The sequence below is a fragment of the Streptomyces sp. NPDC014733 genome, from assembly GCF_043083385.1.
Lineage (GTDB): Bacteria > Actinomycetota > Actinomycetes > Streptomycetales > Streptomycetaceae > Streptomyces.
Map to the genome: position 1 here is coordinate 90,078 of NZ_JBIBYO010000006.1, position 14,991 is coordinate 105,068.

Annotated in this window: 15 protein-coding genes and 2 tRNA genes; 6 read left to right on the forward strand and 11 right to left on the reverse strand. The window is 72.9% G+C overall.

Translation table 11 applies throughout. The annotated features are described in order from the left end of the window. Nucleotide 1: 1 nt before the first annotated feature. Together ACF1BH_RS16355 and ACF1BH_RS16360 are read right to left on the reverse strand one after the other, a co-directional pair. Entirely contained in the window at nucleotides 2-706 is a 705-nt protein-coding gene (locus tag ACF1BH_RS16355) for a class E sortase (RefSeq protein WP_391643154.1), read from the reverse strand. 41 nt (nucleotides 707-747) lie between these two features. Beyond that, nucleotides 748-1,518: a DUF881 domain-containing protein gene (locus ACF1BH_RS16360; protein WP_391643155.1), complete on the reverse strand. Its 771-nt coding sequence runs from the start codon at nucleotides 1,516-1,518 to the stop codon at nucleotides 748-750. A 177-nt stretch (nucleotides 1,519-1,695) separates the two neighbouring features. On the opposite strand from ACF1BH_RS16360, the gene crgA reads away from it, so the two are divergent. Further along, nucleotides 1,696-1,950 (forward strand): cell division protein CrgA, encoded by a 255-nt coding sequence (gene crgA, locus ACF1BH_RS16365; protein ID WP_030285707.1) that lies wholly within the window; start codon nucleotides 1,696-1,698, stop codon nucleotides 1,948-1,950. A 269-nt stretch (nucleotides 1,951-2,219) separates the two neighbouring features. Here the strand turns inward: crgA and ACF1BH_RS16370 are convergent, their stop codons facing one another. Continuing rightward, nucleotides 2,220-3,125 carry a rhomboid family intramembrane serine protease gene (locus ACF1BH_RS16370; protein ID WP_391643156.1) on the reverse strand — a complete coding sequence of 302 codons (906 nt, stop codon included), beginning with the start codon at nucleotides 3,123-3,125 and terminating at the stop codon, nucleotides 2,220-2,222. 142 nt (nucleotides 3,126-3,267) lie between these two features. Continuing rightward, the gene (locus ACF1BH_RS16375; RefSeq protein WP_391643157.1) at nucleotides 3,268-3,801 is read right to left on the reverse strand and encodes a peptidylprolyl isomerase; all 534 of its coding nucleotides are present in this window, start codon (nucleotides 3,799-3,801) and stop codon (nucleotides 3,268-3,270) included. 279 nt (nucleotides 3,802-4,080) lie between these two features. On the opposite strand from ACF1BH_RS16375, the gene ACF1BH_RS16380 reads away from it, so the two are divergent. Next, nucleotides 4,081-4,836, forward strand: a complete 756-nt coding sequence (locus tag ACF1BH_RS16380) for a DUF5324 family protein (protein WP_391643158.1) — start codon at nucleotides 4,081-4,083, stop codon at nucleotides 4,834-4,836. 451 nt (nucleotides 4,837-5,287) lie between these two features. Here ACF1BH_RS16380 and ACF1BH_RS16385 read toward each other — a convergent pair whose 3' ends face one another. After that, nucleotides 5,288-6,025, reverse strand: a complete 738-nt coding sequence (locus tag ACF1BH_RS16385; RefSeq protein WP_391643159.1) for an acetoacetate decarboxylase — start codon at nucleotides 6,023-6,025, stop codon at nucleotides 5,288-5,290. A gap of 202 nt (nucleotides 6,026-6,227) precedes the next feature. Between ACF1BH_RS16385 and ACF1BH_RS16390 the strand changes: the two genes are divergently transcribed. Both ACF1BH_RS16390 and ACF1BH_RS16395 read left to right on the forward strand, forming a co-directional pair. Next, nucleotides 6,228-7,097 carry a 3-hydroxyacyl-CoA dehydrogenase family protein gene (locus tag ACF1BH_RS16390; RefSeq protein WP_391643160.1) on the forward strand — a complete coding sequence of 290 codons (870 nt, stop codon included), beginning with the start codon at nucleotides 6,228-6,230 and terminating at the stop codon, nucleotides 7,095-7,097. A 64-nt stretch (nucleotides 7,098-7,161) separates the two neighbouring features. Beyond that, on the forward strand, nucleotides 7,162-7,779 hold the full coding sequence (locus ACF1BH_RS16395; RefSeq protein ID WP_391643161.1) for a TetR/AcrR family transcriptional regulator: 618 nt from the start codon (nucleotides 7,162-7,164) through the stop codon (nucleotides 7,777-7,779). 327 nt (nucleotides 7,780-8,106) lie between these two features. Here ACF1BH_RS16395 and ACF1BH_RS16400 read toward each other — a convergent pair. Beyond that, nucleotides 8,107-8,179: transfer RNA gene (locus ACF1BH_RS16400), tRNA-Ala, on the reverse strand. A gap of 128 nt (nucleotides 8,180-8,307) precedes the next feature. On the opposite strand from ACF1BH_RS16400, the gene ACF1BH_RS16405 reads away from it, so the two are divergent. Both ACF1BH_RS16405 and ACF1BH_RS16410 read left to right on the forward strand, forming a co-directional pair. Beyond that, nucleotides 8,308-8,856 (forward strand): DNA-binding protein, encoded by a 549-nt coding sequence (locus tag ACF1BH_RS16405; protein ID WP_143941787.1) that lies wholly within the window; start codon nucleotides 8,308-8,310, stop codon nucleotides 8,854-8,856. Nucleotides 8,857-8,913: 57 nt separating this feature from the next. After that, the gene (locus tag ACF1BH_RS16410; RefSeq protein ID WP_391643162.1) at nucleotides 8,914-10,221 is read left to right on the forward strand and encodes a serine/threonine-protein kinase; all 1,308 of its coding nucleotides are present in this window, start codon (nucleotides 8,914-8,916) and stop codon (nucleotides 10,219-10,221) included. 3 nt (nucleotides 10,222-10,224) lie between these two features. On the opposite strand, the gene ACF1BH_RS16415 is transcribed toward ACF1BH_RS16410, so the two are convergent. The 5 genes from ACF1BH_RS16415 to ACF1BH_RS16435 form a co-directional block, all read right to left on the reverse strand. Further along, complete coding sequence (locus ACF1BH_RS16415; RefSeq protein ID WP_391643163.1) at nucleotides 10,225-11,640, reverse strand: hypothetical protein; 1,416 nt, start codon at nucleotides 11,638-11,640, stop codon at nucleotides 10,225-10,227. Then, on the reverse strand, nucleotides 11,634-13,625 hold the full coding sequence (locus ACF1BH_RS16420; protein WP_391643164.1) for a hypothetical protein: 1,992 nt from the start codon (nucleotides 13,623-13,625) through the stop codon (nucleotides 11,634-11,636). The genes ACF1BH_RS16415 and ACF1BH_RS16420 overlap by 7 nt, the downstream gene beginning before the upstream one ends. 210 nt (nucleotides 13,626-13,835) lie before the next feature. Further along, nucleotides 13,836-13,970 carry a DLW-39 family protein gene (locus ACF1BH_RS16425; protein ID WP_003958712.1) on the reverse strand — a complete coding sequence of 45 codons (135 nt, stop codon included), beginning with the start codon at nucleotides 13,968-13,970 and terminating at the stop codon, nucleotides 13,836-13,838. Nucleotides 13,971-14,160: 190 nt separating this feature from the next. Then, nucleotides 14,161-14,234: transfer RNA gene (locus ACF1BH_RS16430), tRNA-Ile, on the reverse strand. Nucleotides 14,235-14,322: 88 nt separating this feature from the next. Beyond that, on the reverse strand, nucleotides 14,323-14,979 hold the full coding sequence (locus ACF1BH_RS16435) for a DUF3566 domain-containing protein (RefSeq protein WP_391643165.1): 657 nt from the start codon (nucleotides 14,977-14,979) through the stop codon (nucleotides 14,323-14,325). Between the last annotated feature and the right edge of the window lie 12 nt (nucleotides 14,980-14,991).

Here is a 14,991-nt window from a genome sequence, read left to right on the forward strand (position 1 = left end):
GTCAGCCGGACAAAGCCGGGGGCCTTCCCGCCGCCACCGGCTGCGTCGCGTCCAGATGTGCCCAGGTGATGAGCCGGTGGCTGTGTCCCCACTCCGGCTCACAGGTGGTCAGGGTCAGATAGCGGCCGGGCCCGCGGTAGCCGGAGGCGCGGGGCACGGGGTCGATCACGCCGATGTCGTCGGGCAGCGTCCGGTAGGGCCGCCGGTCGATGCGGTAGGTGAACCATGTGGTGCCGTCGGAGACCACCACCGCGTCGCCGGGCCGCAGCAGCGGGAAGTCCTTGAACGGATCGCCGTATGTGCGCCGGTGCCCCGCGACGGAGAAGTTGCCGACCTCACCGAGGCGCGCGGTGGCCGCGTAGTGCCCGAGACCGCGCCGCAGCACATCGGTGCCGGTGCCTTCGAGGACCGGCTTGGACCACTCGGCACCGAGGCGGGGGATGTACATGACGGCGAACGCCGCCCCGCTCCCGTACGGGCGGGGGCTGCCGGACGGCGCGGGGACGGTGGACGGGTCGGTGCGCGCCGCACCGGCCGCGGGCGCGGCGGCCGACCAGCGTTCCTGGAGGCGGCCGATCTCCTGGTCCATGGCGTTGTCGGCGCGTACGCCGGTCCAGAAGAGGAGGTAGCAGACGAAGAGCACGATGAGCGTGCCGGTCGTGACGCACAGCTCGCTGATTGTCCGGACGATCCACCGCACCGTCACCGGCCGCGCCCCTTCCCGTCGCCGTCACCGGCGCGCGGGCCCTACGGCTGCACCGGCTGTGCGTAGTGGAGCTCCACTGTGCCGGAGTAGCCGGGCAGAGTCACCGCCTCGCGCTGGTCGACTTTCCAGCCGAGCCCGTAGGCGTTGACGTACTGGAGGTAGTTCTGGATCGCGGGCGCCTCGGTCAGCGCGCGGTTGAGGGCGCCCCGGTCGCCGACGGCGGTGATCTTGTAGGGCGGGGAGTAGACGCGGCCCTGGAGGATCAGGGTGTTGCCGACGCAGCGCACCGCGCTGGTGGAGATCAGCCGCTGGTCCATGACCTCGATGCCCTTGGCGCCGCCCCGCCACAGCGCGTTCACCACGGCCTGGAGGTCCTGCTGGTGGATGACGAGGTCGTTGGGCTGCGGCTCGGGGACGCCGGGGATCTTGGCGGTGGCGTTCGGCGGGGCGTCGGTGAGGGTGACCGAGAGGCCCTCGCCCTTCAGCTTCTCCGTGCCGGCCTGCTCCCCCAACGCTCTGAGCTGGGCCTCCTCCGCCCGGGAGGTGCCGTTGTCGCGCTGGGCGAGGGCTTCGACGTCCGCACGGAGCGCCGCGTTGCGCTCGTCGTGGGCGCCGTTCTTCTGGCTCCGTTGCTGGATGAGGTCGGAAAGGCGGAGCATGGAGTCGTCGGAGCGCAGATCGGTGCCGCGTGCGGTGTCGAAGCTGAGCCAGAACATCAGGCCCGCGAGCGCGAAGACGGCGAGTGTGAGCAGGCGCACGGGTCGCAGCCGCGGGCGGGCCGGGCGGCCGGAGGAGCCAGCTGAAGTGCTCAACGTACCCTTGCTCCTTACGACGCCGCGGAAGCACTACGCTAACGGACGCCCCGGGGCGTCGAACCGCTCCCCGGCGCATCCGTCCGGCTCCCGCCCGTACGCCCGCGCGGACGGGGGCACCTCCCGCTCAAGAGGAGTCGAGAGCGGGAGAGCAGCGCATCGACAGGAGAGTTCCTCGTGCCGAAGTCACGGATCCGCAAGAAGGACGACTTCACGCCGCCGCCGGCGAAGACCACCAGCCTGAAGATGAATTCCGGCCGTGGTTGGGTCGCCCCGGTGATGCTGGCGATGTTCCTGATCGGGCTCGCCTGGATCGTGCTGTACTACGTCTCCGAGGCCGATCTGCCGGTCAAGGCGATGGGTGACTGGAACATCGTGTGCGGGTTCGGCTTCATCGCGGTGGGCTTCGGCGTCTCCACGCAGTGGAAGTGACGCAAGCCCTGCCCAAGGCCATCCACACAGTTATCCACAGCCGGGGAAAACTTCAGAAGATCTGTGGATAACCTCTCGGGATGTTGACGCCGGTGTGACCGGCCCCGCCCGTTCCGGTGCCCCGTTTCCCCCTTGCGTACTGGGAAAACGCAGGTTCGTACGATCCGGGACGGGCGTTCCCCACAGCGTGCACAAGATCCGCCACGCACTGTGGACAACACCGTGGAACGGGACCGGACGCGGCCGTTACCCCCAGGCCCGCGCTGCCCTCAGCCGGTCAGCTGGAACGTCCGCAGCACAACCACGGCGACGATCACCAACAGCGCGGTGACACACGTCAGGGTGTGCACCAGCGTCCGGCGCTCGCGCGGCGCATGCACCATGCCGTACGCCACCGCCGCGCCCACCACGAGGCCGCCGACATGCGCCTGCCAGGCGATATTCGGCCACAGAAAGGTGAAGACGAGGTTGAGGCCCAGCAGGATCAGCACGGGCTTCATGTCGTAGTTCAGCCGCCGCAGCAGGACCGCGGTGGCGCCCAGCAGACCGAAGATCGCGCCGGAGGCGCCGAGCGAGGGCTGGTTCTGCGCGGCGAGCAGATACGACAGGGCGCTGCCGCCCAGCCCGGCGAGCAGATAGAGCACGGTGTAGCGCAGCCGGCCGAGCGCGGCTTCCAAGGGCGGGCCCAGCCACCACAGGGACAGCATGTTGAACGCGATGTGCGGGATCTCCTGGTGCAGGAAGACCGCGGTGATCAGGCGGTACCACTGGCCCTCGGCGACCCCGACGAGCTGGTAGTGCTGCGGGTCGAAGGCCAGGCCGATCATGTCGAGCCGTCCGACGAGCCCGCCGGAGGCGTAGACCGCGATGAAGACGGCGACGTTGAGGCCCAGCAGGATCTTGGTGACCAGCTTGGGGTCGGAGGCGACGGCGCCGCCCGCGAGGGTGCGCGGGGTGGTGGCGTGCGCAGAGTGGCCCGTGCCGCTGCCGGTGCGTACGCACTCCGGGCACTGGAAGCCGACCGAGGCGCTGACCATGCACTCGGGGCAGATCGGCCGCTCGCAGCGGGTGCAGGTGACGCCCGTCGCACGGTCGGGATGGCGGTAGCAGCCCGGCAGGCCACTCGCGCCGTCCGCGCCCTGCGGCTCCTGCGGGGTGCCTGGCACCTGGTCCATCGCTCGGTCGTCCTCTCTGCGGCTGGACGCGTCATCACAACACACCCGCCCGCCACCGGGCCAGCACGCGGGGCGCCCCGCCTGGTCTACGACCGGACGGGGCGCAAGGTTCCCGGGAACGGCGGGCGCGGCGGCGCCCGGGTCAGCTCTCGCGGTTCTCGATGACGACCGACTCGATGACGACGTCCTGCACCGGGCGGTCGGTGCGCGGGTTGGTCTGGGTGGCGGCGATGGTGTCCACGACCTTCTTGCCGGCCTCGTCGGCGACCTCACCGAAGATGGTGTGCTTGCCGGTCAGCCAGGCGGTCGGCGCGACGGTGATGAAGAACTGCGAGCCGTTGGTGCCCGGACCGGCGTTGGCCATGGCGAGCAGGTACGGCTTGGTGAAGGCCAGGTCGGGGTGGAACTCGTCGGCGAACTCGTACCCCGGGCCGCCGGTGCCGTTGCCGAGCGGGTCGCCGCCCTGGATCATGAAACCGCTGATCACCCGGTGGAAGACGGTGCCGTCGTAGAGCTTGTCCGTGGACTTCTGGCCGGTCGCCGGGTTGGTCCACTCCCGCTCGCCCGCGGCGAGCTGGACGAAGTTCTTCACCGTCTTGGGGGCGTGGTTCGGCAGCAGCCGAAGGGTGATGTCGCCCTGGTTGGTCTTCAGGGTGGCGTAGAGCTGCTCAGCCACGGATCTGCCTTCCATGAGTCTTCGCTGATCGGGATCCGATCCTCGCACGGACCGCCGTGGGGCGCGGCCCGTGCCGCGCCCCGCCCCGGCATGGGCGGCCCCGACGGCGGGCAGGCACACGCCCTCGTCGCCGGCGCACCGCCATGACCCGGATGCCCGCGCGTACATGCCGTACGGCGCGCGAACGGGCATGATCGTCAACTGGGTGGACAGGCGAGACAGCAGACCTGGGGGAGCAGCCCCCACGGACCCGGACACGCCACCGAGGAGGAGGATCCAGTGACCCGCAAGGACAGCGTGCGCGCCGCGACCGGTTCGGCCAGGGACAGCGTGCGGCACGCCGCTGAGGTGGTGGCTCCGTACGCCGGTACGGCCAGGGACACCGCGATGCAGTTCGCCCAGGAGGCGCGGACGCGCGTGGCGCCGAGGATGGCGGAGGCCGCGCAGCAGGCCCGCACCCGGGTGGCCCCCATGGTGTCGGAGGCCGCGCAGCAGGCCCGCGCCCACTACGACACCCATCTGGTGCCGCGCATCGAGCACGCCCGTGGCGCACTGCCGCCGAAGGTGGATGCGGCGGCGTGCCGCGCCGCCCACCGCACCCGCTGTGCGGCACGGCAGGCCGCGGACTACGCCGCACCCCGGGTGGAGAGCGCCGTGCACTCCGCCCGCGCGGCCGCCGAGCCCGTCCGCGACGAGGCGTTCGCCCGTGGCACCGCGGCGCTCGCGGCGCTGCGCGGCGACGTGACCGCCGCCGAGATCGAGAAGCTGGCGCGGAAGAACCGCTGCCGGGCCCGGGCCGGGAAAGCCGCCAAGCGGCTGCTGGTGGTGGGGCTGCTGGCCGGGGGCGCCGTCGCCGCCTGGAAATGGTGGGACAAGCAGGCCAACCCGGACTGGCTGGTGGAGCCGCCCGCCCCCACGGAGGTGCACGAACGCGGCCGGCTCAGCTCCGTCGACGGCAGCGGCTCCACGGCCCGGACCGACGGCGAGGAAGAGGACAAGGGGCCCGGCGACGGCCCGGGCGGGGCCTCCGCCTGACGCGAGCCCGCGCCCGACCCGGACCGGCCGCCCCGGCCTGACCCGGGACCCCGGCCCGACGCGACGGCACGGCCTCTCCGCCGGGGAGCAAGCACGGGCTCGGCCCACCGCCCCGGGCCGGCCGCCCCGGCCCCACGCCCTCCGGACACCGACCGGTGCCCGTCACCCCTGGTGGGTGGCGGGCACCCGTCGCGTACGGGCCGAACGGGCGGCGCACGACCGGCTGGGGCCGCACTGGTTTCACGGGAAACAACCGGACCGGGCCGCACTGGTTTCACGGGAAACATCGGCTTCGCGCCCCGGGGCGGCCACCACGTTTCACGTGAAACGCCCCGGCCGCACCGCTCCGACCGCGCCGGTTTCACGTGAAACGGCCGCGCCACCTCGGCCCCCGGGCGCCCGAACAGTGCGCCCCGCCGGGCGGACGGCCCGCACCCCGGGCGGACGCCCCTCACTCCGCCAGGTAGTCGTGCACCACCGCGGCAGCCCCGAGGGTGAGATCCGTGACGAGATGCGAGGCGGACACCACCTCGCGGACCGGGAGGTCGGCCAGCGGTGCCAGAGCGTGCTCGAAGAGCTGGAGGCGGGCCGGGCCACTCCAGGAGCCCTTCACCGTGAGATCGGAGATCTCCGTCCGCACCAGCTCACAGATCCGCGGGCGTCCGTCGTAGTGGCGTGCCGTCTTGAGCATGAACGTCGGCAGGGACAACTCCGCGCGGGCGGACTCGGCGGCGAGCGGGGCGTGCTTGTAGCCCATGGTGGCGGTGGCGACGCGGAGGGAGCCGTGATCGAGGGTGCCGACGAGGGTGTCGGAGTCGACGTACAGCCGCGGGGCGCCCGCCTTCTTCGGATAGGCACTCATCTCCCGGCCGGAGGCGATGGCCGGGAGGCTGTCCACGTACATCGCGAGGCTGAACTCTCCGGCCTCCCCGTCGAGTTCCACGGGGACGAGCTGCCCGCACTCGGTGTAGTCCCCGAGCCCCGTCACGTCCGGCATCCGCATCACCTCGAAGCGGACCAGCGGTTCGGGTATCCGCAGCGGCTCCGGGACGACGGCCCGCAGGGCGTCCGGGTCGGTGCGGTAGGTGATGTTGAGGTACTCGCGATCGGTGAAGCGGTACGGCGGCAGTGGGTAGGCGGGGGCGTTCAGCGGTGTGGTGAGCAGCGCACGGACCTGGGCTTCGCGCATGGTGCGACCTGGCTTTCTCGACGGGGCGGCCCGCCCGGCGCCCGCCCCGGGGGGCGGGGGCGGATCAGGGCTGGACTACGCCGCACATTTGGCATACACCTTGTATCCGATACACACTGTATCTCGTAGTCGACCGTGACGCCGTCTGCGCCCCGGCCTCCCCTCCCCGCCTCTTGCGACGGGATCCGCACCAGGAGTCATCGTGAGCTTCACCCTCCCCACCGCACCGGAGAACCGCCCCGTCACCGTGGTCGGCGCCGGCACCCTCGGCCGCCGGATCGCCCTGATGTTCGCCACCCGCGGCGGTCCGGTCCGCGTCCACGACCCCGCCGCCGAGGCCGGTGACGCCGCCCGCGCCTACATCGAGAAGGAACTTCCGGCCGTCGCCGCGCGCCTCGCGGGCGGCCGCCCCGGCACCGTCGAGACCACCACCGACCTCGCCCGCGCCCTGGACGACGCCTGGCTGGTCGTCGAGGCCGTACCGGAGCGGCTGGACCTCAAGCGGAAGATCTTCGAAGAGCTGGACCGGGAGGCACCGGCCGACGCGATCCTCGCCAGCAACTCCTCGTCGTACGCCACCAGCCGTCTCGTCGGCAGCGTCCGCAGCCCCGAACGGCTGCTCAACATCCACTTCTACATGCCGCCCCGGCAGAACGCCGTCGACCTCATGTCCTGCGGCCACACCGACCGCGCCGTCCTCGACCTGCTCCTGAGCACCCTCCCCGACTACGGCATCCAGCCCTTCGAGGCCCACCGGGAGAGCACCGGTTTCATCTTCAACCGGGTCTGGGCCGCGATCAAACGCGAATCCCTCGCGGTCGTCGCCGAAGGCGTCTCCACCCCCGAGGACGTCGACCGCATGTGGCAGGTGAACATGGGGACCGCCGCCGGACCGTTCCGGATGATGGACGCCGTCGGCCTCGACGTCGTCCTCGACATCGAGAACCACTACGCCGCCGAGAACCCCCACCTCCCCCAGGGCCCCCGCACCCTCCTGCACCGCTACGTCGACGAGGGCCGCCTCGGCGTCAAGACCGGGCGCGGCTTCTACGAGTACGGCCCCACCGGCTGACATCGGCCCGGCCCCGCCGACGGGCACGTACCCTCGACGCCGTCCCCCAGCAAGGAGCCGGTACGTGCCCAAATCCCCCACCAAACGCCGCCCCGTGACCGTCGCCGCACTCAGTGAGAGTGCGCTCGCGCTCTTCACCGAGCGCGGGTTCCACGCCACCTCCGTGAGCGACATCGTGAACCGGGCCGGCCTCACCCGGGGCGCCTTCTACTCCAACTTCCGCGACAAGGAAGAGCTGTTCCTCTCCCTCTACGACGCGCACACCGACCGGCTGCTGGCCGAGCTCGCCCGCCGCGCCGAGGACATCGGCGACGCCCCCGACCCGGTGGCGGGGCTGTTCACGCAGCTGACCGCCCATGACGACGAGGAGCGCGCCTGGTTCCTGGTCTCCATGGAGTTCACCCTGCACGCGGCCCGGCACCCGGAGGTGGCCCGCGCCCTCGCCGGCCACGAGGAGCGCCTCAACACCGGCATCGCGGACGTCCTCGCCCGCTTCCTGGAGCGCACCGGCCGTGCCTCCGAGGTCTCCGCCCTCACCCTCGCCCGGCTCGTCGTCGCCTTCTTCGAGGGACTGACCGCCCTGGAGGTCACCCACACCGGCGACCGCGACACCTCGGCGCTCGTCCACCGCGCCCTGCCCCACCTCGTACGGGCGCTGAGCAGGCCGGAGGAGGCGGGCTGAGCGGCGGCCGGAACGGGTGCGTCCGCCGAACCGCCGCCGCGGTCACCCGGCGGCCCGGTGGGCGCTCCTCGGACGCCCCGGCCGCGGCGCTCTCCCCTGCTCGGCCAACCCGGCCCCTCCCGTACGGGGTTCGCGAGGGACGGCACCCAGGGGGAGAGGCGGCCAGAAGCGTGGGCCAGAGGTACAGAAACCGTGGGGGAACGGTGGGGATCAGACGGCGGGATGCGGTGCACGGCCACCGGCGCCCCCGGTGCGCAGCCGGGCCCCACAGCCCCATGAGAAAACCCCTCCGCTCTACGTTTCCGCAGGTCGGAGGGGTTTACGGGGTGGAGCCTAGGGGAGTCGAACCCCTGACATCTGCCATGCAAAGACAGCGCTCTACCAACTGAGCTAAGGCCCCGTCGCCGACCAGGGTACCTGGTGCGCGAGCGCATTCCCGACCGGGTATCGCCCGGCACCGTCGCTCTCCGTAGGATGCTTCGCAAGATTCGCGGCAGCGAAGCGCGACCGGGGAGATGGGGAGACGGCATGGACGCAGCACAGCAGGAAGCCACCGCGCGGGCCCGGGAGCTGCAACGGAATTGGTACGGCGAACCGCTCGGTGCCCTCTTCCGCCGCCTCATCGACGATCTCGGGCTCAACCAGGCCCGGCTCGCGGGGGTGCTCGGCCTGTCGGCGCCGATGCTGTCGCAGCTGATGAGCGGTCAGCGGGCGAAGATAGGCAACCCCGCCGTGGTCCAACGGGTCCAGGCGCTCCAGGAGTTGGCCGGCCAGGTCGCCGACGGCAGCGTCAGCGCCGCCGAGGCCACCGACCGGATGGACGAGATCAAGAAGACCGCCGGGGGTTCGGTGCTGAGCAACACCGCACAGACCGTCTCGTCGACCGGCTCGACCACGGTGCGGCGCGTGGTGCGCGAGATCCAGTCGCTGCTCCGGTCGGTCTCGGACGCGGGAGAGATCATCGAGGCGGCGAACGCCCTCGCCCCCACCCATCCGGAGCTGGCAGAGTTCCTCCGGGTCTACGGTGCCGGCCGCACCGGGGACGCGGTCGCGCACTACGAGGCGCACCAGAGCTAGCCGTACAGCGGGCCGGTCACCGCGGGGTACGCACAGGTCAGAAAGCGACGGGGCACCATGGGTGAGATCTTCGCCGGGCGGTACGAGCTGGTCGACCCGGTCGGGCGCGGAGGTGTGGGTGCCGTCTGGCGCGCCTGGGACCACCGGCGGCGCCGCTACGTCGCCGCCAAGGTGCTCCAGCAGAGCGATGCGCACACCCTGCTCCGCTTCGTCCGCGAGCAGGCACTGCGGATCGACCACCCGCACGTCCTCGCCCCGGCGAGCTGGGCCGCCGACGACGCCAAGGTCCTGTTCACCATGGACCTGGTGCACGGCGGCTCGCTCGCCCACCTCATCGGCGACTACGGCCCGCTGCCCCCGCGGTACGTCTGCACCCTGCTCGACCAGCTGCTCGCCGGACTGACCGCGGTGCACGACGAGGGCGTGGTGCACCGCGACATCAAACCGGCGAACATCCTGCTGGAGGCGACCGGCACCGGCCGTCCGCATCTGCGCCTCTCCGACTTCGGCATCGCCATGCGCAAGGGCGAGCCGCGGCTCACCGAGACCAACTACGTGGTGGGCACGCCCGGATACTTCGCGCCCGAGCAGATGCTCGGCGCCGAACCGGACTTCCCCGCGGACCTGTTCGCGGTCGGCCTGGTCGCGCTGTATCTGATCACCGGCACCAAACCGGACGCCGACGCCCTGGTGCGGCACTTCACCGAGCACGGCGTCCCGCACGCGCCCGAAGGTGTCCCGGAGCCGCTGTGGCAGGTGCTGGCGACGCTGCTGCACCCCGACCCGGAGTCCCGGTTCCGTACCGGCACCGGGGCGCGGAAGGCGCTGCTGGCCGCCGTGGAGCTGCTGCCCGAGGCGGGGCTCGACGACGAGGCGGTCGAGGTCTTCGACCACATAGGCCCGCTCCCCGAGGGGTTCGGGCCGGACGGGCCGCTCACCGCACCGCGCACCGGCGGCGCGGCCGGGGCGCCGGGCGGCGGGGCGCCGCTGCCCCCGTCCGGCACCGGAAGCTTCGTCCTCGCCCCGCCGGGGCAGTCGCTGCCGCAGCCCCTCCCGCAGCCGCCCGCCACCCCGCCGGTACCGGTGGCCGCCCCACACGTCCCGGCCCCCGCGACGCCGCCGGGCACACCGCCCTCGGGCACGTACCGGCCGACCGCGGGCTCCTGGCAGCAGCCGCCGGCGACCCGGCCCTACACCTCGCCGCAGCCGCCCGCCGCCGCGCCGCCGGTGCCGTCCGGCGCCCCGGAGCGGACCGCGCCGGTGGCGGCGCGGCGTCCCGGCCCACCGGCCAAGGTGGCGGTCCCGGTCCTCGTCGTCGCGCTGCTCTGCATCGCGTTCGGCATCTGGGCGCTCACCGTCTCCTGACCGCTACCGGCGCTCCGGCCGTCCGTGCGGAGCGCCCGGGGCGCGCGGCCCGGAGCGGGTGGGCTCCGCGGCGTGCGCCTGCGGCGACAGCGCGGGGCCGACGGCGGGGGCGGCCGTCCGGCGGGCCAGCAGCGTCCAGCCCCCGAGGACGGCCAGCAGGACCGCGCCGGTGGCGATCCCGGCGTAGCCCAGCGTCCGCAGGTTCCCGCCGCCCGCCTGCTCCCCGGACAGCCCGTTCCCGGCCGTCTCGTGGTCGCCGGGCGTCACCGAGAAGTCCCCGGCGGGCCCGGCGTACCCCGGCCCGGGCCGGGCCGGGCCGCGGACGTCCACCCGCAGCATGAGGTCCGCGCCCCGCGGGAAGTACCGCGCGGCGGCGGGGTGGAGGGTGACCTCCAGGTAGTACCAGCCGGCCACCCGCATGGCGCGGACGTCGTCGGAGACGGCGAAGCGGTTGCCGTACGCCACGGGCGCGGTGAAGAGCTTGGAAGCGGCGGGCCGCCCGTCGTAGAAGACGAAGGTGTCGTCGTCGATCACACCGCGCGCCGGGTTGTACGCGGTGACCCCGAGCGCCTTGGCGATGCCCTCGGCGGTGCCGGTGGCCGCGTTGGGCAGCTCCGCGCTGAGGTTGAGGCGCTGGCCCCAGTCGACCGGCACCCGGTAGAAGCGGGACTCGCCGGGCCGGATGCGGTCCTTCCACAGGCCCGTGCCCACGGCGCCCGCGGTGTGGAAACCGGAGCCGCCACGGGCCGTGCGCTTGGCACCGGAGGCGGGCGGCGGGGGTGTGGCGGACGGGCCGCCGTCGGCGGGGGTGGTCGGTGCGGTGCCCTTGAGGCCCGGTTCGGAGAGATGGGTGATCTCGATGGGCCACGCCTGCGGCCCGGACGTCGCCGGGCCCTCCCGGGTGACGACGAGGTAGTACGCCCCGGCGTTCCGGCACGGGGAGTTGGCGCCGTCGACGCCGCGGGTCGCGGAGTCGGCGATGGGGTAGGCGGTGCCGTCCCCGCGGAACGCCGGATCGGCCTCCCGGTCGCAGCGGGTGCCGTCCACGTCCTGGACGCTGATCTTGAGCCGGTCGGCGTGGTCCTCCACCTTGGTGCCCGGCGGCGGGGCGGCGACCACGGAGAAGTACGCGGTGGACCGGGCGTCGAGGGGGACGGTGTAGTACTTCTGCTCACCGCGTTCGATGGCGTCGGTGTACGTCCCCCTGCCGATCTCCGGGGCGTCGGCCGCACTGGCCCGGCCCTTGACCGGGGTGGCGTCCGGCGCCGTGGTGTAGCGGGGCACCTTCGTGAGGTCCGCGGCGCCGTCGGCGGCGGACGCCGTGCCCACCGCGCCCGGCGCCCAGGTCACCGCCGAGAGCGCCGCCAGCGCCGCTGTGCTCTCGCGCAGCGCCCTCCGTACCGAACCCCCCGTCACCATGGCTCCCCCTTCGCCGCGTTCCCCTGATGCCGCTGCGCCTGCTGCTCCTGCCCCGGAATCGCCGGCGGCAACGGCTGACCCGAGGTCCGCGGGCGCACCGGCCCGGCGCCGTCCGCCACGGGGACCCGGCGCGCGCGGAGGTAGGCCGCCGCGAGCCAGGTCAGCAGCAGGACACCCACCCCGAGGGAGCATCCGGCCACCACCGGGCCCGGCTTCCAACCGCCCCCGGGCACCGCGGCGTTGTGCTCCTCGGGCGCGGCGTCGCCGGACGCGGTGTGCGTGGCGCGGCCCGCGTCCGCCCCCGGGCCGGACTTCGCGGTGCCCAGTACGGCGACCCGCAGCACCACTCCGACCTCCGGGTTCCGGGCGATCTCGGCCGCCTCGGCGCCCAGCGTCACCGCGAGGTAGAAACTGCCCGCGCGGTGGACCGGTACGACATGGGTACCGGACTCGTAGCGGTTGCTCCAGGCCACCGGCACCGTCCCCATCTGCAACGACGTCGGCTTCCCGGCGTACAGCTTGCGCGGGGTGAACTCGCCGGTGCCGGTGCCCACCGGCACCCGGTCCGGGGTGTAGACCTGGGTGGCGGCGTAGGAGTAGTGGACGCCGCGGTCGTTCACCGTCGGCTCGTTGGCGAACTGCACGTCGTAGCGGAGCTGCTGGCCCCAGCCGACCGGCACCTTGTACCAGAGGGTCTGCGCGGGCAGCAGCCGGTCGCGCCAGACACCCTGCTTCAGCGTCCGGGCGTCGTTGAAGCCGGTGCCGCCGCGGACGTCCTGCGGGGCACTCGCGGGCAGCGTCGCGTCCTTGCCACCGGTGCCGTACTCCGGTGCCGACTGCGCGGGCGTGACGCCCTTCTTCAGCGGATGTTCCACGTGAAACGTCAGCTCCAGCGGCCACCGCGCGGCGTCCGAACCCGGTGCCGCCTTGCGTTCGACCGCGAACCAGTACCGGCCGGCCTTGTCGCAGCTGCGGTAGCCGCTCTCCGACGGCACCCGGCTGAGCCCGGAGGCGAGCGGGGTGGCGCCCTCGCGCTGGCCGAACCGCTCCGTGGCGGAGTCGCAGACCCCGTCCGCGCCGTACGCGATCTCGGTGTGCAGCGCGTCGGAGGCATCGACGGCGGCGCCGGGCCGGGGCGCCACGGTCGCCGAGAGGTCGGCGGTGGCGGCGGCGTCCAGATCGACGGCGTAGTACCGCTTCTCGTTCGGGCCGATGGTGTCGGTGTACTGACCGGGCGTGATCCGCGGCGCGGTCTCCCGGGCGGGCTCGCCGCGCACCTGGTCGCCCTTCAAGCGGTAGCTGCCGGCGGAGAGTTGCCCGGCCCGCTGGACCTGCCGGGCGAGGGAGCCGGCGTCCGGGGCGTCGTAGTACCGCCCGTTCCCGGCCTTGGCGACGCACTCCAGCTGCTGCCGGGCGGGCCCTGCGGCCTGGAAGCCGACGGTGTCGATCCGCAGATCCCCGGCGGACCGGCCGAGCTGGGCGGCGACCGCACAGGGCGACGGCGTAGGACAGCTGTCCTCGCCGTCCGAGACCAGCAGGATCGTCCGGCTGCCGGAACTCCCGCCGTGCGCCCGCAGATCGGCCGCGGCGGCCTGGAGTGACAGGCCGAGCGGGGCGTCCCCCTGGGGCTCGACGGCGGCGACCGCCTGCTTGAGGCCGGTGCGGTCCAGCGGCGCGACGGGCCGTACGAGCCGGCTGCCGTCGCACCCCCGGGCCTTGTCGGCGCCGGAGACCCGCAGCCCGGTGGGGTAGCCGTCCGGCAGGGCGTCGGCGACGGCGCCGACGGCCTTGCGGGCGGCGGCGATCCGGGTGGTGCCGGAGCCGGCGTCCTTCGCCATCGAACCGGAGGAGTCGAGGACCATCACCATGCCGCCGTCGGCGGGCGGGGCGGCGGTACGGGCGGCGTGCGCCGGTGCCGCGGCCGCCGCCAGCAGCAGTCCGCAGGTCAGCGCCGTCGCCCGCCACCGTCGGTGCCGTCGTGCCATGCCCTCGTCCCCCTCGCGCCGTACGGGTACCCCACCACGTAACTTTGCTGGTGCAACTCAATCATGTGCTATGGCAAATACATGGGAGGGGCGACACGGCCGCACCACGGTGTCCGCGCCCGAGGGCCGCGCACACCCGCCTCCCGACGCACGAAACCCCGGAAGCCAGCGGCAACCGGGGTCCGTACAAACTGTGCTGGGCGTTTGGTCTCACACACCCGAACCTGCGGGCACGGAGTCGGTCGCCTCCGTCCACAGATCCTGCTCGGCGCGATCCGCCTGGATCTGGCGGTACACGAGGAGCCCGCCGATGGCGGCCAGTGCGACCAGGAGAAGCTTCTTCACCGCGCGACCTCGTCTTTCGTTGACGTAGGGGACCTATGTGGGCCGATGATACACACCGGCCGATACCGATCGGTTATCTCCTCCGCGCCGGGCGACGACCGGTCCACGGCCCCGCGCGCCGGGCCAACTGACGCACTCGCACAACGACATCGGCCCGGCCGGAGAAATCTCCGGCCGGGCCGATGGGCGGTGCGGCTACCAGGACTTGAACCTGGGACCTCTTCCTTATCAGGGAAGCGCTCTAACCGTCTGAGCTATAGCCGCTCGTTCGCTGCACCAGAAGATTAGCGCACTTCAGAGGCGTTCCCAAAATCGGGGAGCGGACCGGCCTCACGGCCCGCTCCCCGACGGGTCATTCGTCCTCCGCGAGCGTCAGCTCGACGCCGCCGACGAACCCCGCCGACAGGTTGTAGATGAACGAACCGAGGGTCGCCAGCGCCGTCGCCAGCACCACGTCGATCACCGCGATGACGGTGGTGAACAGCAGCACCCGCGGCAGCGACAGGAACGACTGGAGATCGAAGCCCTTGCCGTCCGCGGAACCGCTCGCCTCGCTGATCGCCGTGCCGACCGTGGAGAAGACGCCCATCGCGTCCATCACCATCCACAGCACGGAGACCGCCACGATCGTGCAGATACCCAGCGCGAGGGAGAGCAGGAAGCTCACCTTCATCACCGACCACGGATCGGTGCGCGCCACCCGCAGCCGCGCCTTACGGGTACGCGGCGCCGTACGGGCGTCGGTGCGCGGCAGCCGGACCGAACCGGTGCCGCCGTCCGCCGGGTACGCCCGCGGCGGCTCGTACGGCTTGTGCGGCGGCTGTGCCTCGGGCTGCGGCTGCGAGTGCTGCGGATACGGCTGACGGGCGTCGGTCATGCTTCCCCCCTGGTGCGGGCTGCCGGACATACCGGAGCCACGGGCGCTGTCCTCCGTCACGGTTGCGGGCCCTGACGAGGTGGCCTTTCCGGCTCCCTGTCCGCCCGCCGCAGCGCCCGTGGCTCCACTCACGACCTACTCCTT